Origin of the sequence: Pseudomonas sp. AKS31, assembly GCF_023634765.1 — a bacterium.
Taxonomy (GTDB): domain Bacteria; phylum Pseudomonadota; class Gammaproteobacteria; order Pseudomonadales; family Pseudomonadaceae; genus Aquipseudomonas.
In genome coordinates, this window is the sequence record NZ_JAMLFX010000002.1 from 673812 (window position 1) to 695852 (window position 22041).

Sequence of the window (22041 nt, forward strand, 5' to 3'; positions counted from 1 at the left end):
CGCCTCGCCGCGCGTCACCGCTGATAACAATGCACGTCAACCGATGATCAGCGGGTGAATCATGGAACTACGAATCAACCAGAAGACCTATCAGGTCGATGCCGACGCCGATACACCCTTGTTGTGGGTGATCCGCGATGATCTGGGCATGACCGGGACCAAGTACGGCTGCGGACTGGCGCAATGCGGCGCCTGTTCGGTGCTGGTGGACGGCAATGTCGTGCGCTCGTGCGTCACGCCGGTGGCCGGTGTGGTCGGCCGCGAGGTGACCACGATTGAGGCCATCGAAAACGATGACGTGGGCAAACAGGTGGTCGCGACCTGGGTCGATCTGCAGGTCGCTCAGTGTGGCTACTGCCAGTCCGGGCAAGTGATGGCCGCCACCGCGCTGCTCAAACAGAACCCCAGGCCGAGTGATGCGCAAATCGAGGCGGCGATGGTCAACCTGTGCCGCTGCGGGACTTACAACGCCATTCATGCCGCCGTGCATGAACTGGCCGGCAAGGGAGACGCGTGATGAACGTTCGTATCGACCCTTCACTGCAAGCCTCAGCACTGGATCTGCACGAACCGATCAATGTTTCGCGCAGACGTTTTCTGACCGGCACTGCCGTCGGCGCACTGGTCCTCGGCTTCGGCCTGCCGCTGGGGGCGACACGCGTGCAAGCTGCCGTTGCAGCGGCGACCGCCGAACGCGGCACACAGGTGCCGGCGTTTCTCGAAATCCGTCCGGACAACCGCGTGCGTCTGCTCTGCCCGTTCATGGAGGGCGGACAAGGTACGTTTACGGCGATGGCGCAGATTGTCGGCGAAGAGCTAGATGCTGATCCGTCGACCTTTCTGGTCGAGGCCGCCCCGCCCGGCGAAGCCTATGTGGTGTTGGAAAACGGCATGCGCATCACCGGCGGCAGCATGTCGGTGCGCCTGAGTTACCCGGTCATGCGCCGCCTCGGCGCCCTTGCCCGCGCCATGCTGTTGCAGGCGGGCGCGCAGCAACTTGGCGTGCCGGTGAGCGAGTTGAGCACTGAGCCTGGCAAAGTCGTGCATGCCAAGTCGGGCCGCTCGCTGGCCTACGGTGAACTGGCCGAGCGTGCGATGGATCTGCCGGTTCCCGATCCGGCCTCCGTGAAGCTGCGTGATCCGAGCCAGTTCCGCTGGATCGGCAAACCGGTGAAACGCCTCGATGCCTACGACAAGTCCACGGGTAAAGCGCTGTACAGCATTGATCTGAAGGTCGACGACATGCTCCATGCCGCCGTGCAACATGCGCCGCGCCTGGGCATGACGGTGGGCAACCTGCGCAACGAAGACCAGGTCAAGGCCATGAAAGGCGTGCACTCCGTGCATCGTCTGCCGGGCGCCGTGGCGGTGGTCGCCGAGCGCTGGTGGCACGCCAAACGTGCGGTCGAGGCGATCCAGGTCGACTGGCAAGAACCCACGGCCGAGAGCAAAGTGCGGCCGATGCCCGCCGATTTTTCCAGCGATGCCTGGTTCAAACGCCTCGCTGAAGATAAAGGCCCGGCCAAGGATGATGAACATGAAGGTGATGTGGCTTCGATCCTCAAGGATTCCAAGACCCGGATCGACGCCACTTACCACAACCAATACCTGAACCACGGCCAACTGGAGCCGCCGTCAGCATTGGCCCGATTCAATCCGGACGGTTCGCTGGAAGTCTGGCTGCCGAATCAGGCACCGGACATGTTCCGCGCCGACATCGCCAAGCGCACTGGGCTGGATCCGTCGCGCATCACCTTGCATTCGCCGCTGCTGGGTGGCTTCTTCGGCCGGCATTTTCTCTACGACTCGGCCAGTCCCTATCCGCAGGCGATCGCGCTGGCGAAAGCGGTGGGCCGTCCGGTCAAGCTGATCTGGAGTCGCGAAGAAGAGTTCCTGCGTGACGTGCTCCGTCCGGTTGCTGCGGTGAATTTCCGCGCTGCGCTGGACAGCGACGGCTGGCCGCTGGCAATCGAGGCGATCAGTGCCACCGAAGGCCCGACCGAAGCCCTCGCCGGCAAGCAGGGTGAGAAGCTCGATCCGACGGCGCTTGAAGGGTTGTCGGGCAAGTCCTACGCAATCGCCAACAAACGCATCGCGCAGATCTACGTCAAAGGCCCGGCGATGCTCGGTTACTGGCGTTCGGTGGGCAACTCGCTCAACGACTTCTTCTATGAATCGTTCCTTGATGAGCTGGCCGACAAGGGCGGCAAAGACCCGTTCGACCTGCGTCTGCATTTGCTGCGTGACAACAAACGGCTGACGACATTGCTGCAAGCGGTAGGTGAACTGTCGGGTGGCTGGAAGCGCGGCCCGTTTACCGCCGAGGACGGCAGCAAACGTGCGCGCGGCGTGGCCATGGCTTCGCCGTTCGGTACGGAGACAGCGGTGATCGCCGAAGTGTCCATCGAGAACGGTCAGGTCAAGGTGCACGACATCTGGCAAGCGATTGACCCGGGCAGCATCGTCAACCCGGCGATTGTCGAAGCGCAGGTCAACGGCGCCGTGGCGCTGGGACTGTCGCAAACCTTGGTCGAAGAAGCCGTGTGGGTGGATGGCAAACCCCGGGCGCGCAACTACGACTTGTACCCGATCCTGCCGCCTGCGCGGATGGCACGGGTGCATGTGCGTGTGGTCGAGAGCGGGGAAAAAATGGGTGGCATCGGTGAACCGCCATTGCCTGCGGTCGCGCCCGCCATCGCTAACGCGGTGGCGACGCTAACCGGTCAGCGGGTGCGCAGCCTGCCCATGAGCCGACACACCTTCACTTGATCAGCGCCGGAGCGTCCATGAATAACCGCCGATTCGCAAGAACCGCTGGCTGGCTGGCAGTGCCGTGCCTGGTCGCGGCAGGCCTGCTGGCCTGGTATGTCACCCGCGAGCCCGTCTCGCGCCTGGAAAACCATCAGATCGCCGTGGCCGACATCAACCCGGCGCTGGTCACCCGTGGCGAATACGTCGCCCGGCTCAGCGATTGCGTCGCCTGCCACAGTGTGCCGGGCGGCGCGCCGTTCGCCGGCGGCCTGGAAATGGCCACGCCGCTGGGCGCGATCCACGCGACCAATATCACCCCGGACACGGAAACCGGCATCGGCCACTACAGCCTCGCGGACTTCGACCGAGCGGTGCGCCACGGCGTGGCGCCGGACAGTCGCCGTCTGTATCCGGCGATGCCCTACCCGTCCTACGCCAAGCTCAGTGATGACGATGTGCGGGCGCTGTATGCGTTCTTCATGAAAGGCGTGGCGCCGGTCAAACAGGCGAATATTCCGGGTTCGATTCCGTTTCCGCTGAACCTGCGCTGGCCGATTGCGCTGTGGAACGGCGTGTTTGTCGACGCCGAGCCTTATGCGGCCAAACCTTCGCAGGATGAACAGTGGAACCGTGGCGCTTACCTCGTTCAAGGCGCCGGGCACTGCGGCAGTTGCCACACGCCGCGCGGGCTGGCGTTCAACGAGAAGGCACTGGATGAGGCCGGTAAGCCGTACCTCGCCGGCGCCTTGCTCGATGGCTGGTATGCACCGAGCCTGCGTGATGATCACAACACCGGGCTGGGCCGCTGGAGCGAACCGGAAATCGTGCAGTTCCTCAAGACCGGGCGCAATCAACACGCGGTGGTCTACGGCTCGATGACCGAGGCGTTCAACAACTCCACGCAGTTCATGACCGATGAGGATCTGGCCGCGATTGCCCACTACCTGAAGTCGCTTCCCGGGGATCGCGAACGGGATGGCGCGCCTTGGCAGTATCAAGCGGTATCCGCAGCGGAACGTCTGGACTCGCCCGGTGCTCATACTTACGTCACGCGCTGTGCTTCGTGCCACGGTCTGGACGGCAAGGGCCAGTCCGAATGGATGCCGCCGCTGGCCGGCGCGACCTCGGCATTGGCCAAGGAAAGCGCCTCGGCGATCAACATCACCCTCAACGGTTCGCAACGTGTGGTGGCGGCCGGTGTGCCGGATGCCTATCGCATGCCGGCCTTCCGTGAGCAGTTGTCGGATCAGCAGATCGCCGACGTGCTGACCTTCATGCGCAGCACTTGGGGCAATCAGGGCGGTGCGGTGGATGCGCAGACGGTGGGCAAGTTGCGTGAACACACTGATCCGGCCAGCAGCAGCCCGATCATTTTGCAGATGCGCTAAGAGGATATTTTGATGGAAAGCATCGACTTGCTGGTCCTGCGCACGGCGCGGGACTGGCTTGCCGCTGGCGAGCGTGTGTTGCTCGCCACGGTGGCGCGCACCTGGGGTTCTTCACCACGGCCGACGGGTTCGATGATGGCTTTGCGTGACGACGGTCGCGGAGTGGGCAGCGTGTCCGGCGGCTGCATCGAAGACGATCTGATCCATCGCTACACCACGGCCCATGGCGGCCCCGCTTTTAGCGACGGCGCACCGCAAGTGGTGCGCTATGGCGTCAGCGCCGATGAGGCGCATCGCTTCGGCTTGCCGTGCGGTGGCACGCTTGAGCTGATCCTTGAGTTCAACCCGGCGTGGCAGTCACTTGATGAACTGCTGACGCAACTGGACGCCGGGCAACTGGTTCGTCGTCGCCTGACGCTGGAGTCCGGTCGGGTCATGCTTGAACCGACCGCGACGCCGGAACAGTTCAACTTCGACGGCGCGCAGATGCTCAACACCTTGGGGCCGGGCTATCGAATGCTGATGATCGGTGCCGGTGCGCTGGCCGAGTATCTGGCGACCATGGCCTTGTTCAACGGTTTCAGGGTGGCGGTGTGCGATCCGCGTCCCGAGTACATCGAGACTTGGGCGGTGAATGGCGTGGAGCGCATCGTCGGCATGCCGGACGACGTGGTCCGCGACTTCGCGGTGGATCTGCGCACCTGCATCGTCGCTTTGAGCCATGACCCCAAACTTGACGATCTGGCCTTGCTCGAAGCGCTGCACAGCCCGGCGTTCTATATTGGCGCCATCGGCTCGCGACGCAACAGCCAGTTGCGCCGCGAACGCCTGATCGAGCATTTTGGTGAGACCGAGGCGTCGCTTGAGCGCCTGCACGGGCCGATCGGCCTGTACATTGGCAGCAAGACGCCTGCGGAAATCGCCGTTAGCGTGATGGCCGAGATTCTTGCCGCCAAAAATGGCGCAAGCCTGCCGCAAGCGTTTTCAATTGCGAGGGCCAAAGCGCTCGCGGAATGAGCTGTGCTTCTACTCTGCGTCGGCGTTATCGGCCGGCAACGAAGCGACGTGGTGTTGAACAGCCTCGGCGCCGATGTCCTGGAGAAGACACGGCGTTCTTCGACAGGTCATAGAACCCCTCCCGGCAAGAAGGGTCTGCTCTCTTATAACCTCTCAGGAATACCCCCATGTCCGCGCAACGCAACCTCGTCCTCCTCGCTCGGGGAGGCTATGCCGCCCGAGGAATGCTGTATCTGATCATCGGTATCTTTGCGTTGCTGGCAGCCCAGGATTCGACTAAACCGAAGGACAGCCACAAGAGTCTGGAAGCCTTGTTAGGCCAGCCATTCGGCTATTTTCTGGTTGGACTTGTCGTGGCGGGACTGCTCGCATTTGCCGCTTGGCGTGTCCTGCAGGCAACGCGTGATGTCGATCATCACGGCACAAAACTCAAAGGTCTGGTGATCCGCACAGGGTTGTTTGTGGGAGGTCTGGTCAACGGTGCTCTGGCGTTCTTTGCATTGGGCCTGCTCATCAGCGGGATTAAAAGCTCGGGCAATTCCGCAGGACAAACCAAAGACTGGCTGGCGCATCTTTTGTCCTGGGAACACTCGAACTGGCTGGTGTACCTGATCGCCCTCGTTCCACTTGGCGTGGGCATTGCACACATCATCAAGGGCTGGAAAGCCTCGTTCGAGAAGTATTTCGAGGCTGACGAAGAGGTCATGCGCTACGTCCGCCCGGTCTCGCGGTTTGGCCTGATCGCGCGTGGCGTGGTGTTTATCGAGATTGCATTGCTGCTGGCAATCAGCGGTTCCACCTATCAGGCCATGGATCCACCGGGTATGAAGGAAGCACTCGATGCGCTGCAGAATCTGCCAGCCGGCTGGCTGATTTTGATGGTGATGGCGTTGGGACTGATTGCCTTCTCGGCCTACAGTTTGTCGGAAGCGTTCTGGCGCAAGATCAACATGGATGTGCCGGGAGTGGCGAGAACGTAGGGTGTAAATGAGGTGGTCAAGTACCACGGCCCGAACCTTTCCCCCGAAAACACCGTCCGAGCTAACGCGTTAACGCTTACCGCTCACCTCGAGGTTTTCCGTTTGAAAGCTGCCATCGTCAGAAAATACCGTTTGATCATCAAGACTCTGGGCTATGTCGGCTGGGCGTTGTTCTGGCTGCTGCTCTGGGACATCGCCGTCACCGTCGACTTCATGCTGTTCCTCAACGCTAAGCTGAATCTGCCATTGATGCCCCTGACGTTATTGGGTTCGGCATTGATCGTGCTGATCAGTTTCCGCAACAGCAGCGCTTACAACCGCTGGTGGGAAGCGCGGACGCTGTGGGGTTCGATGATCAACAACTCACGCAGCTTCGCCCGGCAGGTGCTGACGCTGCTGGATGACACCGGCAGCGAGGTCAATCCGGTCAAGTCGACCCTTCTGCGTCGTCACGTCGCCTATGTGAACTGTCTGGCGGCCCATCTGCAAGGCCAGCCTTGTCCCGAGGAAGTGCGAGCGTTTATTCCCGCCGATGAGTTCGCCCGCAGTGGCACCACCAATAACTTTGCCAACGATATCCTCACCGGCTCGGCGACGTTGCTCGCACGGGAATACAAGGCCGGGCGCCTGGACAGCATTCGCCTGGCGCGGCTGGAATCGACTCTGGTGGACCTGTCCAACAGCCAGGGCGGCATGGAGCGGATTGCAAATACGCCGCTGCCTTACCCTTATGTGTATTTTCCGCGGCTGTTTATTTCGCTGTTCTGCCTGATTGTGCCGGTCGGTCTGGTGGAGTCCTTGGGCTGGTTCACGCCGCTGGCCTCGACCGTCGTCGGTTTTATGCTGCTGGCCATCGAACGCATCGGCACGGATCTGCAAAGTCCGTTTCGCCACAGCGAACACCAGATTCAAATGGAAGCGCTGTGCGAAACCATCGAGAAGAACCTGCAGTCGATGCAGCGTGATTCCTTGGGTGACGTGCGCAGGCTTGAAGAGAACGCTTGAGATGCCGGAATCGGCAATCTGACGGCTCCGGAATCGATCAGGACGCTTGCCCACCATCGTCGTAGTTTCCCACCGCGCTTGCGCTTGTCCCGGAGCGCTCGCGGTCCCCTCTCTGTCCTCCGCCATTTGCGCAACCTCACATTTTTGCGATGTGAGGTTTTCGCATCTGCATAAAAAAGATTGCCGACTCATTGTCAGGTGATTTTTTTCAGCCTATCTTCAATAATACCTATACAAAGCACTTCATTGCGTACAACTCTTTCGCTATGGATTGGCTTCACGCACAGCACCACCGCGAGCACCTTGAATGAACCCATTATTAGCCAGTCATTACCGTGAAATTCTCGTCGGCGTCGGTGAAAACCCCGAGCGCGAGGGTCTGTTGGACACGCCCAAGCGCGCCGCCAAAGCGATGCAGTATCTGTGCAATGGCTACACGATGAGCCTGGAAGACGTCACCAACGGTGCCCTGTTCGAATCGCAGAGCGATGAAATGGTGATCGTCAGCGACATTGAGCTGTATTCCCTCTGCGAGCACCACATGCTGCCCTTTATCGGCAAGGCGCATGTGGCGTACATCCCCACCGGCAGGGTGCTGGGGCTGTCGAAGGTCGCGCGGGTGGTGGACATGTTCGCCCGTCGCCTGCAGATCCAGGAAAACCTCACCCGGCAGATTGCCGAGGCCATCCAGCAGATCACCGATGCCGCCGGAGTGGCGGTGGTCATTGAAGCCAGGCACATGTGCATGATGATGCGCGGCGTAGAGAAGCAGAATTCGGTCATGACCTCCTCCGTGATGCTGGGCGCCTTCCGTGACAGCTCGACGACGCGGCAAGAGTTTCTGCAACTGATCGGACGCCGATAAAGCTATACAGCACCTATTCACTGTACAAGCCAATAACTGGACATTTCACATCACCTGTGTGCTTCAGGGAGTAAGGCCATGACCCGATTTCTGCTGTTACTGGCACTGGTACTCAGCATCGCAAGCTGCGGCAGTGTCGATGTCGCTCGTTATGCCGATCAGCAACCGGCCCTCGACCTGCAGCGCTTTTTCAGCCAGCCCGTCAAAGCCTGGGGGATGTTTCAGAAGCGCAGCGGTGAGGTGGTCAAGCGTTTCGAGGTCGACATCGTCAGCCGGCGTGAGGGCAACAATCTGATTCTCGACGAGCGCTTCCTGTACAGCGATGGCACCCGCCAGCGCCGCGTCTGGACCCTCACGCCCGAAGGCCAAGGCCGCTGGAGCGGTCGCGCGGCTGACGTGGTGGGTGTCGCCGAGGGTCAGGTCGCTGGCAACGCATTGCACTGGCGTTATCGCCTGAACCTGCCGGTCGACGACTCGACCTACGAAATGAGCATGGACGACTGGATGTACTTGATGGACGAGGACACGCTGATCAACCGCACCAGCATGTCCAAATTCGGGGTAGAGGTTGGCCAGGTGACGTTGTTCTTCCGTCGCCAGGCTGCCGGAGTCAACGAATGAACCGCGCATTGACCCTGGCCTCGCTCGGCGACGGTTATCGCGCGCTGGTGATCGGCGCCAGTGGCGCCCTCGGCACAGCCTTTTGCGAACTGTTGAAACAGGATCCGCGCTGTGCCGGGGTGCGCGCGCTGGGGCGCCGTACCCTCCCCGCGCTGGATCTTGAGCGGCCAGAAACCATAGCCAGCGCCGCCGCCGAACTGGCAAGCGAAGCGCCGTATCAACTGATCATCCACGCGGCCGGGCTGCTCCATCGTGAGGGGATCAAGCCGGAAAAAAGCTTCAACGCGATCGAACCGGAAGCGCTGCAAGCCGTGTTTCAAGTGAACACGCTGGGGCCGGCATTGGTGTTGCGTCATTTTCTGCCGCTGCTCGACCCTCGGGGGGCGATGGCAATGCTGTCGGCCAAGGTCGGGAGCATCGGCGACAACCGTTTGGGTGGCTGGTACACCTATCGCGCCTCCAAGGCTGCGCTGAACATGCTGATCAAGACCGCCGCCATCGAACTGGCACGCACGCGCCCGCAGAGCCGCTTGCTCAGTCTGCACCCGGGCACGGTGGTGTCGGGCTTGTCGCAACCTTTTCGCGGCGCCTCCAGCGCCCGTCCGGCAGACGTTGCCGCCGACCAGTTACTGACCTTGATTGACCAGTTGACGCCGGCCGACAGCGGCCATTTCTTTGCCTACGATGGAGAACGCCTACCCTGGTAGGCAAGGAGTGAAGCATGAACCTGCAAACCCTTACCGAACGTGCGGCCAACAGCGAAATACGCGAACTCGAACTGCTGTCGCTCGAAGGTGGTTTTTATCTGGCGCGGATCCGCCTGGATCACGGCCAGTTCACCCTGCTGGATGATGCGGCCAAGCCGATGCACCTGCGCTCGATCACCCACCTGCGTGACTTGCTGCAGACCGTACCGGCGTTTCCGTGCGTGCTGGTGCAGCAATGCGTTCACGATGAAATGTGCGGCCGCGACACAGGCCCGGTCGAAGAGCTGCGCATTCCGTTTTCGCTCACCACGCCTGCATGAGTCGGACCAGGCCCGGCTTCATTCAATCCAGGCAACCCAGACCTGCCAGCGTTACTTCGACAGCCTCATCCAGCGGCGTGTGCGGCTCACCTCCCAATGTCGCCTGCAAGCGTGCGCCGCTCAAACGCACCGGCTCGTTCCACAGGTAGCGCATCTCCTGCATTTCGCGAAAGGTTTCGACAACGGGTGACAGCATGTTGATCAACCACCACGGGAAGGCTTTGATCTTCGGTGCCTTGCCGCTGCGTTTTGCGACAACGCGGCGGATGGCTTCGGCCATTTGCCGACCGTCCGCATCCCAATGACCCGCCATATGAAAGGTCGCAAAGGGATCAAGGGTCTGGCGACGCTCCAGCAGTTGCACCATGGTGTTGGCGACATCGGGCAAATAGGCCCACTGGTTGCCGATGCCCTTGGCGCTTGGCAGGAGCACGCGGGCCACCGCCCTGCCCGGTTTGATCAAGCCTTGGGAAAACCAGTTATTGCCCGGTACCGGCCCGAAAAAATTGCCGGCGCGCACAATGATCACGCGGCAGCCTTGAGTGCTGGCGTCGCCCAGTCGTCGCTCAAGTTCCACTCGCAAGGCGCCTTTGCGGGTTAACGGTTGTTGGGGCGAATCCTCGTGCAGCAGTGGAAAGGCATCCGGCCCGTAGTTGTAAACAGTGCCCGGCAGGACAATCGTCGCGCCTTGCGCAATGGCGGCGGCGATGGTGTTGTCGAGCATGGGCAACACCTGCTGGTCCCAGCCACGATACCCCGGCGGATTGACCGCATGGACGATGGCCGAGCATCCCTGCGCAGCGGCCATGACCTGCTGACGATTCATCGCGTCACCGTCGAACCAAGTGATGCCTTCCGCCCCTTGGTTTTGCGGGCGGCCACCGCGACGCAATGCACATACTTCCCAACCGGATTCGCGCAACTGGCGCGCCACCTCACCGCCAATGCCACCGGTTGCACCCAGAACCAAAACGCGCCGATTTGTGATCATGTTACCGCCCTCTCGATGGAATGAGAGAAGTCTGAAGGCGCTCGTCACTCAATGAAATTGCCTAATTTCGGCGACCCGCTATACATTTATGCATGGACAATAACATTAGCTGGGAACTGTACCGCTCCTACCTGAGCGTGCTGCAGGAAGGATCATTGTCGGCCGCCGCGCGGGCACTGGGTGTTGCCCAGCCCACGGTCGGGCGCCACATCGATACGCTTGAGCAGCAACTGGGCGTGAGCCTGTTTACTCGCTCACAACAAGGCCTGTTGGCGACAGAAGCCGCGCTGGCACTCAAGCCTTTCGCCGAAGCCATGCGCGCCAATGCCGCTGCACTGTTGCGCGCCGCCGAGGCGCAAGGGAGCGCGGTCAGAGGAACGGTGCGCATCAGCACCAGCGAGGTGGTCGGCGCGGAAGTGCTGCCCCCGATGATTGCCGGACTGCAAAGCCGCTACCCGGAACTGAGGGTGGAGCTGGTGCTGACCAATCGCGTGCAAGACCTGTTGCATCGTGAGGCCGATATCGCCGTGCGCATGGTCGCCCCCGAACAGGGTTCGCTCATTGCCCGACGGATCGGCGACATCGAACTGGGCCTGCATGCCCACCGCCGCTACCTCGATGCGTGCGGCACACCGCAGACACTGGAAGCACTCACCGATCACGCACTGATCGGGTTCGACCAGGAAACGCCCTTTCTGCGCAGCGCCAGGTACTGGTTGCCGCAATGGCGCCGCGAACACTTCACCTTGCGCACTGACAGCGATCTGGCCCAACTGGCGATGATCCGCGCTGGTGTGGGCATCGGCGTGTGCCAGGTGCGAGTGGCGCAACGTAACCCCGAACTGGTGCGCGTACTCGCCCAAGCCTTCAAACCCGGACTGACCACCTGGCTGACCATGCACGAAGATTTACGCAGCAGCCCGCGCTGCAGAGTGACCTTCGAAGCCCTGCTCGCAGGGCTTGAGCAATATGTGGGCTAAGCTGGTTTTACTGCCGTGTGTCGGCTGATCTTTAAGGCCAGGCTGAACACGGCACAACGGAAGAGCTGTCATAACCGGCATTTTTTCTGACACAAACTCGTTTTTTGCAGCCATTCAAAAGCTCCGCTGAACCCCATGAGAGTGCCTGTTAGGGCTCAGGCGCGTTATCAAAGAGCCAACAACGCTTTATTACTGAATTAGTGATTTAACTAGGTAGTTACCTAACTATATAATGCCCTCCTCATTTCAACGGGACATTCAACGTGAAGCAGAGTCAACGCCTCTCGGGCATATCAAAATTCATTCTGGTCGGGCTCGGGGTGATCATCGCCCTGCTCGGCTTGGCGCTCGCTGCTGGCGGCGTGAAGTTGGTCAGCCTGGGAGGGTCTTGGTACTTCCTGGTGGGTGGTCTGGTGATGGCCCTCTCCGGTCTGCTGATCGCCCGATTCAAAACTGCCGGTGCCTGGCTGTTTGCGGCGTTTCTGGTCGGCACCGCCATCTGGGCCGTGAGCGATGCCGGACTGGTGTTCTGGCCGGTGTTCTCGCGCCTGTTCATGTTCAGTGTGATCGGCCTGGTCGTGGCGCTGGTTTATCCGCTACTCAAGCGTGCCAACGGTGGCGTTGCGGGTCGCGGCGCTTACGCTGTGGCTGCTGTGCTGGCGGTCGGCGTTGTTGTGGCGGCTGGCAATATGTTTGTCGCCCATCCAACCGTGGCGGCAACCGGCACTGGCCCGGGCCTTACCCCGGTCGAGCCGGACAAGGCGCAAAAAGACTGGGCGCACTACGGTAATACCGAAGGTGGCAGCCGCTTCGCCGCGCTGGACCAGATCAATCGCACCAACGTCGACAAATTGAAAGTGGCGTGGACCTATCACACCGGCGACGTCGCCGAGAGCGATGGCAACGGCGCCGAAGACCAGCTCACCCCGCTGCAAATCGGCAACAAGGTGTTCATCTGCACCCCGCACAACAACCTGATCGCGCTGGATGCCGACACCGGCAAGGAACTGTGGAAGAACGCAATCAACGCCCAGTCGAAAGTCTGGCAGCGTTGCCGTGGCATGGCCTACTTTGACGCCAGCGCTGCCATTGCTCAGCCGGCCAATTCGACAATCATCGAAGCCAAACCGGCGCCGGCCGCCAATTGCCAACGTCGCTTGCTCACCAACACCATTGATGCCCGCCTGATCGCGGTCGATGCGGACACCGGCGAGTTCTGCCAGGGTTTCGGCAACAATGGCCAGGTAGATCTGAAGGCCGGTCTGGGTGATGTCCCGGACAGCTACTATCAGTTGTCCTCGGCGCCGCTGATGGCCGGCACCACTGTGGTGGTTGGCGGTCGTGTGGCTGACAACGTGCAGACCGACATGCCCGGCGGCGTCATCCGTGGTTTCGACGTGATCACCGGCGCCATGCGTTGGGCCTTCGACCCGGGCAACCCGCAGGACAAAAAGGCACCGGCAGACGGCAGCACCTATGTGCGCAGCACGCCGAACAGCTGGGCACCGATGTCCTACGACCCGGCGACCAACACCGTGTTCCTGCCGATGGGCAGCTCGTCCACCGACATCTATGGTGTCGAGCGCAGCAAACTCGATCACACCTACGGCGCTTCGATCCTCGCGCTGGACGCCACCAGCGGTGAAGAGCGTTGGGTGTTCCAGACCGTGCACAACGATCTGTGGGACTTCGACCTGCCGATGCAGCCAAGCCTGATCGACTTCACCAAGGACGGCAAAACCGTACCGGCCGTGGTTATCGGCACCAAGGCCGGGCAGATCTACGTGCTCGACCGTGCCACCGGCAAACCGCTGACCGACGTTAAAGAAGTTCCGGTCAAAGCGGCGAATATCCCGAACGAACCGTACTCGCCAACTCAGCCAAAGTCGCTGGGCATGCCGCAAATCGGCGCGCAGCACCTGACTGAATCGGACATGTGGGGCGCGACTCCGTACGATCAGCTCCTCTGCCGCATCGACTTCAAAGGCATGCGCTACGACGGTCTGTACACCGCACCGGGCACCGATAAATCGCTGAGTTTCCCGGGTTCGCTGGGCGGCATGAACTGGGGCAGCATCTCCACTGACCCGGTACACGGCTTCATCTTCGTCAACGACATGCGCCTGGGCCTGTGGATTCAGATGATCCCGTCGCAGAACAAAGGCCAGGCTGCTGGCGGTGGCGAAGCGTTGAACACCGGCATGGGCGCCGTGCCGCTGAAAGGCACGCCGTACGCCGTAAACAAAAACCGCTTCCTGTCGGTGGCCGGCATTCCGTGCCAGGCGCCACCGTTCGGCACGCTGACCGCAATCGACATGAAGACGCAGAAAGTCGCCTGGCAGGTTCCGGTCGGCACCGTTGAAGACACCGGTCCGCTGGGCATCCGCATGCACCTGCCGATCAAGATCGGTCTGCCAACCCTCGGCGGCACGCTGTCGACCCAAGGTGGTTTGATCTTCATCGCCGGCACCCAGGACTTCTACCTGCGCGCCTTCAACAGCGGCAACGGTGAAGAAGTCTGGAAAGCACGTCTGCCAGTCGGCAGTCAGGGCGGCCCGATGACCTATGTTTCGCCGAAAACCGGCAAGCAATACATCGTCATCACCGCCGGTGGCGCGCGTCAGTCGACCGATCGCGGCGACTACGTGATGGCTTACGCCCTGCCGTAAACCACGCTGTTCACGTAAAGCGCGGCACCTTCGGGTGCCGCGCTGCTTTCCCCTATTGCTCAAGTTTTCAGCAGGAAGATTTACATGCTATCGGCTGTTCGTTTTTCCCGTTCCGACCTGTTCAAAGGCCTGTTGCTGGGCCTGACCTGCACCACCGCCCTCCCCGCGCTGGCCGACAACGATTCCGATCTGTTGACCCGCAGCACCCTCACCGGTGACTGGGGTGGCTTGCGTCACCAGATGGATGAACAAGGCATCAAATTCACCGGCGACTACAGCGGTGAAATGGCATACAACGCCGATGGTGGTTTGCATCGTTCGGCGCGCTACTCGCAGAACATCAAGCTCGGCGTGCAGTTCGACCTGAGCAAACTGTATGGCGTCGACAATGCCGGCAAAGTCCAGTTGACCATCAACGACCGCCGCGGCAACAGCGCTTCGCAAGACCTTGTCGGCAACCGTCTGCCGATCCAGGAAAACTACGGCGGCCTGTACACGCGCCTGACCGAACTGAGTTACGAGCGCAGCCTGTTCACTCCGGCGCTCAATGTGAAACTCGGCTACATGGCCATGGGCAACGACCTCGGCGGCCTCGACAGCGGTATTCTGTGCAACTTCATGAACGCCGGGTTCTGTGGCCATCCGCTGAACATGTCCGGCGGCAGCGGCTGGACCAACTACCCCAACGCCCATTTGGGTGTACGGGTGAAATACGACCTGTCGTCCTCGTGGCAACTGCGCGTGGCCGCGTTCAACGTCGATCCGGAAAGCAACGGCAACTCCAGCCGTGCCTGGCACCTTGGCCCTAAACACACCACCGGCACCGTGGTACCGATCGAGCTGGTGTACAAGCACGCGGGTGAGCTGCCCGGCGAATATAAGCTCGGCTACTACTACGACAGCTCTGACGTAAAACGCATCGGCAGCGACGACGAAGTCTCCGGTCGTGGCGGTCATTACCTGCTGGTCGACCAGGCCGTGTGGCGCTCGCCGACGTCCGAAGGCCGCAGCCTGCATGCCTTCGGCCAATACTCCGCGGCCAGCGAAGCAGCTTCGCCATTCAGCAAGTGGTATGGCACCGGTGTGGTGTTGTACAAACCGTTCGAAGGTCGCCCGCGTGACACCATCGCGCTGGGTTATGGCCGTGCCGTGCCGAACCCGCGTAGCCGTGACGTTTTGCAGGACGCCGCATTGAACAACGGCACAGCGTTCCCGAACCTGGACAGCGCCGAGCAATTGATCGAACTTGGCTACGGTTATCAGGCCACGCCTTGGCTGAGCCTGCGCCCGAATGTGCAGTACATCATCGAGCCGGGCGCGTTTTCCGGGCAGGACATCGACAATGCGCTGGTGTTTGGTTTGCAGGTGAAAGCGGCGCTCTGAGCCCCCGAATGGCAGGCAATAAAAAACCCGGCTCCAATTGCCGGGTTTTTTATTGCCTTCAAGCTCACTTTTTCTTTTTAGCCGGCTTATCAGCCTTCTTTGAATCCTTGGCCTTCTCAGGCTTGCTATCGGCTTTTTTCGCAGATTTCTTCGGCTCGGCGTCTTTTTTCTTGTCTTTCTTGTCGGAAGACTTGGAAAGCGCCGAGGCTGCCGCTGATTTCTTCTCAGGGGATGACTTTTTGTCTTTCAAATCCTTGCTGGCTTTCGAAGCGTCACCTTTGTCTTTGCTTTTCTTTTCGTCTTTAGCCACGTTGACCACCTCTCGGGAGTGTGCCGTTATTGACACATCGCCTGTGCGATTGACCACAAGCTAATCATTAGGCGAGCAGGTTCCGAGGCCGTTCAGATTATTTTCAGGCGTCGAAACAGGCCAAAGAATGGTTGAGTGGCTGTTATTGATGGTCAAGAACAGCCAAGGTCAGGATGACAAAAGGACAATCGCGGCGAACCGCATCGTCTGGCCCGCTCAGTTGATCTCAATGTCGGTCCAACCGGGGGCAACACTGCCCCGCGCATACGCCAGACCGAGTGACGTCCTCACATCTGTCTGCCGTTACGCGCAGCGATCGCCACGGTGGTCGGCGAATCAGCAAGTGAAACGAAGCGTCGCGTTGCGCCATCGAGCGCATCGATGCAACCTGCCTCGATGTCGTAGACCCAGCCGTGTAGATTCATGCGACCCTGCTCGAGTGCAAGGGCTACCGATGGGTGCGTCCGCAGGTTCGCCAGTTGTGCGATCACGTTCTCGCGCACGAGGCCATCGAGCTTGTCCCGTGGCGTATCGAACTCGTGTGCAGCGTTAATCGCTTTCGCCGCGTCGGCATGACGTAACCAGTTAGCGACCGCCGGAAGATGATCCAGACACGTGCAACGCGAAATCGCGCCCATCGCTCCGCAGTCCGAGTGGCCGCAAATCACGATGTCCTGGACCCCGAGCACTGCGACCGCGTATTCAACGGTGGCCGAGACTCCGCCCGGTTCCGGACCATACGACGGCACAATGTTGCCGGCGTTGCGAATCACGAATAATTCGCCCGGTTCGCGCTGCGTAAGGAGTTCGGGCACCACACGACTGTCCGAGCAGGTGACGAACAACGCCTTGGGATTTTGTTCCGTCGCGAGCTGCTTGAAAAGCTCGACGCGTTGCGGATAAACCTCGCGCTGAAAGCGCAGAAAGCCGTCAATGATGTCACGCATGGAATCCTCCAGAACCGAATGTCGAATGCCGGCACGAGCAATCGAACTGCAATCATGCCTTTGTGGCCGCCATTATCTCAGACGTCGCGCACATCGGCTTCACTCAATCAACGATAGTGATTTTACTTGTGGAAAAATGTATAGCCGACGATGTAGCTACCGATTCTGCTTGCTCGGGCCCTCACCCACACGGCATTCGTGCCTTGCTTTAGCTTTTCATTCAAGTCTGCTTTATTCGTGCAAAGCTCAATCTTGCGGTGCGTGTGTGAATCTACGATCCATAGACCTGCCTCGCAATGACCAAACCTTGAAGAGGAAGGCCCAGGATAAGTTATTTCATAAACGGATTCATATTCAATGATCTCGCCTGGCAGAAGGTAGGCGGCGGCATCATAACTATTTATGGAAAAAATAATCCCTACGCAAAACCAACCAACAAAAGCGTTTAACACTTTTCTGGCAGTCTTACCGTCAGGATGTCCGAAAAATTTTCGACCCGCCGCAACAAGCCCGGCAATAGCGCTGATCAGCAGATACGTCTGCCACTCGGGGACTCCAGGCATTAAAACTGTTCGCGCTGAAATTCCAACAGTCCAAAATGCATAAGTAATCCACGCACCAAAAAGCAAAAGCACGATCACCCTGACAACTATTGTTTTTGGTTTTTCCTCAGGTGCGCCGAGTTTCATCTATGTATGCTCTGCCATGTAAATAGCTTGAATATTTTTTTCAAAACTTCATTGGAGTGAGAGACGTATTTCAGGGACAGACCACCTCACGAACACATGAGGACAGCGCCTCAGCGGCTGACGGCCTCTGCCCCTGTGCTTAAGCGTCCTGCGCAGGACTGGCCCACTGCCCGATAAAGTTGCCAATTTTGCGCTCAATGTCACTCTCAACTGTCCGCAGCCGCAGAATGGGAATGCCACTTTTAGCCAGAATCTCATTTTTCATGGCGTCCCGAGCGGCCTGCTCGGGTCGGTCGTGGTACCCGCCATCGACCTCGATCACCCCTATCGGTTGCTTGCCCACTTTGAAATAGATCACGAAATCGCAACTGGCGCGCCGCATGAACGCCCGCTGCGGCTCCGTCCAGTCGAGGCCGGTCGGTGATGCAAGCTTATCCAGCTGGATCTGCGTGTGGTACTTCAATGCCTGGCACGCCGGGGCAGACAGCGCTTCGCGCAGCAACTGGGCCACGATCTGTTCGGACTTGTAGCGTGAATCCTCGGGCCGCAGCCGGGCATCCAGACGCGCCAGAGACTGGTCGAACTCGCGGTAGAGCAAGTCGAATGCCGACACCACTGGCGCGCGTATGATCTGCTCGTCCTGCGCGTAATAGCTGATGTAGCGGATCAGCGCGGCGATGTGGCCATTGTTGTCCGTGAACACCTCGTCGCCGGTCACCAGGGTGAAACGGTGTTTAGCCCGCGAAACGGCCACGTTGATCATGCGTGGGTCGTCGACGAAATCCAGGCGTGTCCGCGCCTGGTTGTAGCGCTTCTTGTCCAGCACGGTGGAGAACACGATCTCGTCGCATTCGCGCCCCTGAAACTTGTGCACGGTGTCCTTGACGAAATCCGTCGGCAAGTGCGTGCCGGACAGGTTGACTTGTGCTCTGAACGGGGCAATGTAACCGCGGCCTTCGCCGTCCACTCCGACGGGTTGCCCCTCCTCCTCAAGCACTTTCAGCAGGGAGTCCAGTTCCCGAAGGTTGGTGTTCTTCCTGGCGTGGTTGCCCTTGGCGGTCACCACCAGACGCAGAGGGGCTTCGCCGTTATCCTCGGTCATCGGCACCAGTGCGTTGTCGTAGAACTGCTGGTTGCAGAACTGGATGATCCTGGGATGGCAGCGGTAATGCTCTTTGAGCAGGGTTCGGGGCAGCACGTCCTGAAACACGGCAATGCACGAGTCCAGCAAGCTGTAGCGCTCGCAATCGTAGGCCTCGGCCGGCGCTTGAAGCCCCAGAACCACGGGGATATGCGGCAACTGGCGGTTGTCACCCACGACGATCAGGTTCTTGGCGCAGCCCAGTGGCAGGATGCCCGGCACGATGTCCTGCAAAGAGGCTTCGTCGATGATTACGTAGTCGAGAACCGCTCCCGGCGCGATCGAATTGACGATAGAGTGCGTGCCGCTGCCCAGGATCGGGAAGCGCTGCAGGAAGGCATCGAAATGCCGGCAGTAAGTTTTGACATCAAAGCTGTCCGACGGCGGTACCTGAAGTTGCAGATGGCGCTTGAGATGCTGCATCGATGCAGTTGTCAGTTCTTTGAGCAGGGCCGTGAAATTCGCGCGTGCCAACGAATCGCGGCACGCCCGCAGCTGCGCTTCCTTGTCCCGTATCGACTGGTCGTAATAATGCATTTGCAGCGCATGGAAAACGGCCATGCGCGCCTCGCCTTCGGCGAATGGCGTGGTGCGAAAGATCCTGAATTTGAACAGTAGCTCGATACGGTCTCTGAGATGAATGCGCTGCTCGCCGAGGTAAGCCAGGTAGGCCAAGAGGTCCGCAGTCTTGCGCGGTGTCAGGCCATACTTGTCGAGCGAGCCGGTGGCCTGCACAGCGCTTTCTGCCTGCCACTGCTGCAGGTAGCGCCGCTCGATGACCAGCTCGTCCAGCTCGATTTGCAGTTGCGCCGCCCTGTTATGGTCTTGCAGGTGCTGCTTCAAGCGGGCCAGCAACGCCTGGATCTCATCGAGTGATGGCGCCGGCTCGGGTGGGCTTGAAGGCCACGCAGGCAGGTCGGCGAAGAAGGCCTTGCGTTTGTCCTGGTTGCCAAGTTTGGCGACCACATGGCCCAGGCCGTATTTCTCCAGCTTTTCGTAGACATTTTCCACGGCAGCATTGTTGTTGGACAACACCGCTACGGTCTGCCCACGTAACAGAATATTGGCGAGGATGTTGAGAATCGTCTGGGTCTTGCCGGTCCCTGGCGGGCCTTCGATCACGCTGACTTGCGCGCTGAACGCCCGCTCGACGGCCTGAAGCTGACTCTCGTTGAGCCCGAACGGATAGATGAGCCCCTGCCCCGGCGCCAGCGTGCCGTTGCGCCCCGTACAGTAGGCTTGCAAGGCAGTGCCAGCGATGGCGGGCAGTGTTTCGAGCTGACGCACCACATTGTCGGCAATTTCACGATCAGTTTGCGACTTGGCGTGATTCTGTCGGGCTTTCGCCACGGTAGTGAAATAGCTGAAGACCGGCGTGCCCTTCATCGGTGTCGGAGCGGTAAAGCCGATGCCGTCCATCTTGTAGACATAGGGCTTTTTGCTGCCCGGGTAGCGCACAACGGCATAGCGCTCACCGTAAATCGTAGCGCTGGCAATGGGCTTGGTGCTGCCGCATGTGTGCAGCAAGACATTGGTCAACTCGCGGGTGGGCGAAACCAGGCAATTACTGAGCGGGCGGGTGTATTTTTTTTTGGAGGGGTAGTGACAGGTCAGCTCCAGAAATTCGTCCTTGTCGCTCCAGCGAATCGCCCAGTCGCTGATCTTTGTGGTCTTGTCCTCACCATCCATTTGAATCGAAGCCATATTCCTCATCCCTAAACGCATGACATCCGGCTTCGCCTCGCGCCGAATGCTACCTCTCCAAGAGGAGCCATATTGCCATCATTGCGTACAAGGTCGATAGCCCGGCCGTTAACGCCCACGCAGCGCCGGACGCAGTGACGAGTCGCCGAGCAGATGCAGGGCTTCGTCAAGGACGTCGACGTCGGCGATGAGGCTGGCGAAATCCCAGTAGCGGTTGAACGTATCGGATGTGCGGTGGTAGGTGTTCGAGTCATAGAACTCATGCCGCTTCATGCCTTCCTCGACCCCTCCTTTGAGCAAATCGTCGCCAGTGCTCACCTGCACCGCGGGGATATCAATCTTGGCGAAACTCGCCTGATCTGAGCGAAAAAAATATCCCGCCGAAGGCTCTTCATCGAGGCTGATTTTGCGCCCGAGGGTGTGGGCAGCGCTGACAAGCACCTCGGACAAATCGGACTGATCGCCGTCCACCAGAAACAGGTCACGGGTTTTGCCGATCGGTACGAAACCATCGATATTGAGCGCCGCCACCACATCCAGCCCCGTCTCGCGGATCAACTGTGCGACCCGTGCGGAACCATGCATGCCGACCTCCTCGGCAGACGTCCAGGCAAAGAGCACCGTGCGCCGCAGCGGCGGCGTGTCGGCCAGACGCCTGGCCAGCTCAAGCAAGACCGCCACACCGATCGCGTTATCGACAGCGCCGGGGTAATAGCCTCCGCCGTCGGCGGTTTTTCCGAGGTGATCCAGGTGCGCGCAGAACAGGACACACTGGCGGGGAAACAGTCGGCCCTTTTTCATCGCCAGCACATTCCGGCAATGCCGAATGACAATGTCGCAATCAAGCCGCAGTTGCAGGTGTGCATCGAGGCCGTACGGGCGTCCTGCCATTGGCCTGGGGGCAGCGATGAATGCATCAAGGTCAACACCGCCGTCGGCTAACAATCGTCGGGCAAACCGTTCGCTGCAGAACCCTTCGAAATCCAGCCGACTGCGCACAGCATGCGGAAGAAAGCGAAACGGCCGGCGCATTTCGTCCTGCACAAGGTGAAACGCGCTGCCGAACAGTTCATCGGTGTGGACGATAATGACGCCCGCCGCACCCTGGCGGGCCGCTTCCTCGTACTTGTATTCCCAGCGCCCGTAGTAACTCATGCGCTGGCCGAGGAACAGTTCGCCTCCCGGGCTGTTGCGTCCGGGATCGTTGGGTAACACCACGACCACTTTGCCAACGACGTCCAGTCCGGCGTAATCGTCCCAGTCGAACTGTGTTGCGACAATGCCATAACCGACAAAGACCAAAGGCGCGTGCTCGAGCCAAACCCTGGATTGCTGTGAGCGAATCAGCAGTTCATCGTCCTGTTCGAGGTCGTAGCGGGTATCACCCTGGATGATCGTCCGGCAGCTTTCGGCGCCGGATCGCGCCGTGGCGCAACCGAGGGGTACGGACTGGAACAGGCGCCGGCGGCCCTGCCAGGGCGTCAACCCCAGTGCCCGTACTTTTCGCGCAATCCACAGGGAGGCTCGCCACGCACCGGGTTCCCCTGCCCCGCGCCCGGCAAAACGGGCGCCG

Annotated in this window: 19 protein-coding genes; 13 read left to right on the forward strand and 6 right to left on the reverse strand. The window is 60.2% G+C overall.

Going from position 1 to position 22041, the window contains the following annotated elements:
- Positions 1 to 61 precede the first annotated feature (61 nt).
- The 10 genes from M9827_RS09055 to M9827_RS09100 all read left to right on the forward strand — a co-directional run bounded on the left by M9827_RS09055 (position 62) and on the right by M9827_RS09100 (position 9654).
- The gene (locus M9827_RS09055) at positions 62 to 517 is read left to right on the forward strand and encodes a (2Fe-2S)-binding protein (RefSeq protein ID WP_250605149.1); all 456 of its coding nucleotides are present in this window, start codon (positions 62 to 64) and stop codon (positions 515 to 517) included.
- Positions 517 to 2769, forward strand: coding sequence for a xanthine dehydrogenase family protein molybdopterin-binding subunit (locus M9827_RS09060; protein WP_250605150.1), 2253 nt, complete (start codon positions 517 to 519; stop codon positions 2767 to 2769). The genes M9827_RS09055 and M9827_RS09060 overlap by 1 nt, the downstream gene beginning before the upstream one ends.
- Before the next feature lie 17 nt (positions 2770 to 2786).
- Positions 2787 to 4139 carry a c-type cytochrome gene (locus tag M9827_RS09065; protein ID WP_250605151.1) on the forward strand — a complete coding sequence of 451 codons (1353 nt, stop codon included), beginning with the start codon at positions 2787 to 2789 and terminating at the stop codon, positions 4137 to 4139.
- A gap of 12 nt (positions 4140 to 4151) precedes the next feature.
- Entirely contained in the window at positions 4152 to 5156 is a 1005-nt protein-coding gene (locus M9827_RS09070) for an XdhC family protein (protein WP_250605152.1), read from the forward strand.
- A 167-nt stretch (positions 5157 to 5323) separates the two neighbouring features.
- A complete protein-coding gene (locus M9827_RS09075) occupies positions 5324 to 6136 on the forward strand; it encodes a DUF1206 domain-containing protein (RefSeq protein ID WP_250605153.1) in 813 nt (270 codons plus the stop codon).
- Positions 6137 to 6238: 102 nt separating this feature from the next.
- Entirely contained in the window at positions 6239 to 7141 is a 903-nt protein-coding gene (locus M9827_RS09080) for a bestrophin family protein (RefSeq protein WP_250605154.1), read from the forward strand.
- 307 nt (positions 7142 to 7448) lie between these two features.
- Entirely contained in the window at positions 7449 to 8006 is a 558-nt protein-coding gene (folE, locus tag M9827_RS09085) for a GTP cyclohydrolase I FolE (protein WP_123468712.1), read from the forward strand.
- Between the two features lie 78 nt (positions 8007 to 8084).
- On the forward strand, positions 8085 to 8627 hold the full coding sequence (locus M9827_RS09090; protein WP_250605155.1) for a DUF3833 domain-containing protein: 543 nt from the start codon (positions 8085 to 8087) through the stop codon (positions 8625 to 8627).
- Positions 8624 to 9334 (forward strand): SDR family NAD(P)-dependent oxidoreductase, encoded by a 711-nt coding sequence (locus tag M9827_RS09095; RefSeq protein WP_250605156.1) that lies wholly within the window; start codon positions 8624 to 8626, stop codon positions 9332 to 9334. Before M9827_RS09090 ends, M9827_RS09095 begins: the two co-directional genes overlap by 4 nt.
- Positions 9335 to 9348: 14 nt before the next feature.
- Positions 9349 to 9654 (forward strand): DUF6482 family protein, encoded by a 306-nt coding sequence (locus tag M9827_RS09100; protein WP_250605157.1) that lies wholly within the window; start codon positions 9349 to 9351, stop codon positions 9652 to 9654.
- A gap of 22 nt (positions 9655 to 9676) precedes the next feature.
- Here M9827_RS09100 and M9827_RS09105 read toward each other — a convergent pair whose 3' ends face one another.
- A complete protein-coding gene (locus M9827_RS09105; protein WP_250605158.1) occupies positions 9677 to 10645 on the reverse strand; it encodes an NAD-dependent epimerase/dehydratase family protein in 969 nt (322 codons plus the stop codon).
- A gap of 92 nt (positions 10646 to 10737) precedes the next feature.
- On the opposite strand from M9827_RS09105, the gene M9827_RS09110 reads away from it, so the two are divergent.
- The 3 genes from M9827_RS09110 to M9827_RS09120 all read left to right on the forward strand — a co-directional run bounded on the left by M9827_RS09110 (position 10738) and on the right by M9827_RS09120 (position 15677).
- Positions 10738 to 11625, forward strand: a complete 888-nt coding sequence (locus M9827_RS09110; RefSeq protein ID WP_250605159.1) for a LysR family transcriptional regulator — start codon at positions 10738 to 10740, stop codon at positions 11623 to 11625.
- Positions 11626 to 11888: 263 nt separating this feature from the next.
- Positions 11889 to 14294, forward strand: a complete 2406-nt coding sequence (locus M9827_RS09115; RefSeq protein ID WP_250605160.1) for a glucose/quinate/shikimate family membrane-bound PQQ-dependent dehydrogenase — start codon at positions 11889 to 11891, stop codon at positions 14292 to 14294.
- 84 nt (positions 14295 to 14378) lie between these two features.
- Positions 14379 to 15677, forward strand: coding sequence for a carbohydrate porin (locus M9827_RS09120; RefSeq protein WP_250605161.1), 1299 nt, complete (start codon positions 14379 to 14381; stop codon positions 15675 to 15677).
- Positions 15678 to 15741: 64 nt separating this feature from the next.
- On the opposite strand, the gene M9827_RS09125 is transcribed toward M9827_RS09120, so the two are convergent.
- The 5 genes from M9827_RS09125 to M9827_RS09145 form a co-directional block, all read right to left on the reverse strand.
- Positions 15742 to 15987 (reverse strand): hypothetical protein, encoded by a 246-nt coding sequence (locus M9827_RS09125; RefSeq protein ID WP_095049097.1) that lies wholly within the window; start codon positions 15985 to 15987, stop codon positions 15742 to 15744.
- Between the two features lie 287 nt (positions 15988 to 16274).
- Complete coding sequence (locus M9827_RS09130) at positions 16275 to 16934, reverse strand: carbonic anhydrase (RefSeq protein WP_250605162.1); 660 nt, start codon at positions 16932 to 16934, stop codon at positions 16275 to 16277.
- Between the two features lie 122 nt (positions 16935 to 17056).
- Positions 17057 to 17623, reverse strand: a complete 567-nt coding sequence (locus M9827_RS09135) for a hypothetical protein (RefSeq protein ID WP_250605163.1) — start codon at positions 17621 to 17623, stop codon at positions 17057 to 17059.
- Between the two features lie 139 nt (positions 17624 to 17762).
- Complete coding sequence (locus M9827_RS09140; RefSeq protein ID WP_250605164.1) at positions 17763 to 20468, reverse strand: DEAD/DEAH box helicase; 2706 nt, start codon at positions 20466 to 20468, stop codon at positions 17763 to 17765.
- Positions 20469 to 20576: 108 nt separating this feature from the next.
- Positions 20577 to 22041: M20/M25/M40 family metallo-hydrolase (locus M9827_RS09145; protein ID WP_250605165.1), on the reverse strand; the 1465-nt coding region annotated here is incomplete at its 5' end.

Coding starts and splice junctions, on each gene's coding strand:
- M9827_RS09105 (WP_250605158.1), bottom strand. CDS start 10,645: ATGATCACAAATCGGCGCGTTTTGGTTCTGGGTGCAACCGGTGGCATT.
- M9827_RS09130 (WP_250605162.1), bottom strand. CDS start 16,934: ATGCGTGACATCATTGACGGCTTTCTGCGCTTTCAGCGCGAGGTTTAT.
- M9827_RS09110 (WP_250605159.1), top strand. CDS start 10,738: ATGGACAATAACATTAGCTGGGAACTGTACCGCTCCTACCTGAGCGTG.
- M9827_RS09060 (WP_250605150.1), top strand. CDS start 517: ATGAACGTTCGTATCGACCCTTCACTGCAAGCCTCAGCACTGGATCTG.
- M9827_RS09100 (WP_250605157.1), top strand. CDS start 9,349: ATGAACCTGCAAACCCTTACCGAACGTGCGGCCAACAGCGAAATACGC.
- M9827_RS09135 (WP_250605163.1), bottom strand. CDS start 17,623: ATGAAACTCGGCGCACCTGAGGAAAAACCAAAAACAATAGTTGTCAGG.
- M9827_RS09065 (WP_250605151.1), top strand. CDS start 2,787: ATGAATAACCGCCGATTCGCAAGAACCGCTGGCTGGCTGGCAGTGCCG.
- M9827_RS09055 (WP_250605149.1), top strand. CDS start 62: ATGGAACTACGAATCAACCAGAAGACCTATCAGGTCGATGCCGACGCC.
- M9827_RS09075 (WP_250605153.1), top strand. CDS start 5,324: ATGTCCGCGCAACGCAACCTCGTCCTCCTCGCTCGGGGAGGCTATGCC.
- folE (WP_123468712.1), top strand. CDS start 7,449: ATGAACCCATTATTAGCCAGTCATTACCGTGAAATTCTCGTCGGCGTC.
- M9827_RS09070 (WP_250605152.1), top strand. CDS start 4,152: ATGGAAAGCATCGACTTGCTGGTCCTGCGCACGGCGCGGGACTGGCTT.
- M9827_RS09090 (WP_250605155.1), top strand. CDS start 8,085: ATGACCCGATTTCTGCTGTTACTGGCACTGGTACTCAGCATCGCAAGC.
- M9827_RS09120 (WP_250605161.1), top strand. CDS start 14,379: ATGCTATCGGCTGTTCGTTTTTCCCGTTCCGACCTGTTCAAAGGCCTG.
- M9827_RS09095 (WP_250605156.1), top strand. CDS start 8,624: ATGAACCGCGCATTGACCCTGGCCTCGCTCGGCGACGGTTATCGCGCG.
- M9827_RS09140 (WP_250605164.1), bottom strand. CDS start 20,468: ATGGCTTCGATTCAAATGGATGGTGAGGACAAGACCACAAAGATCAGC.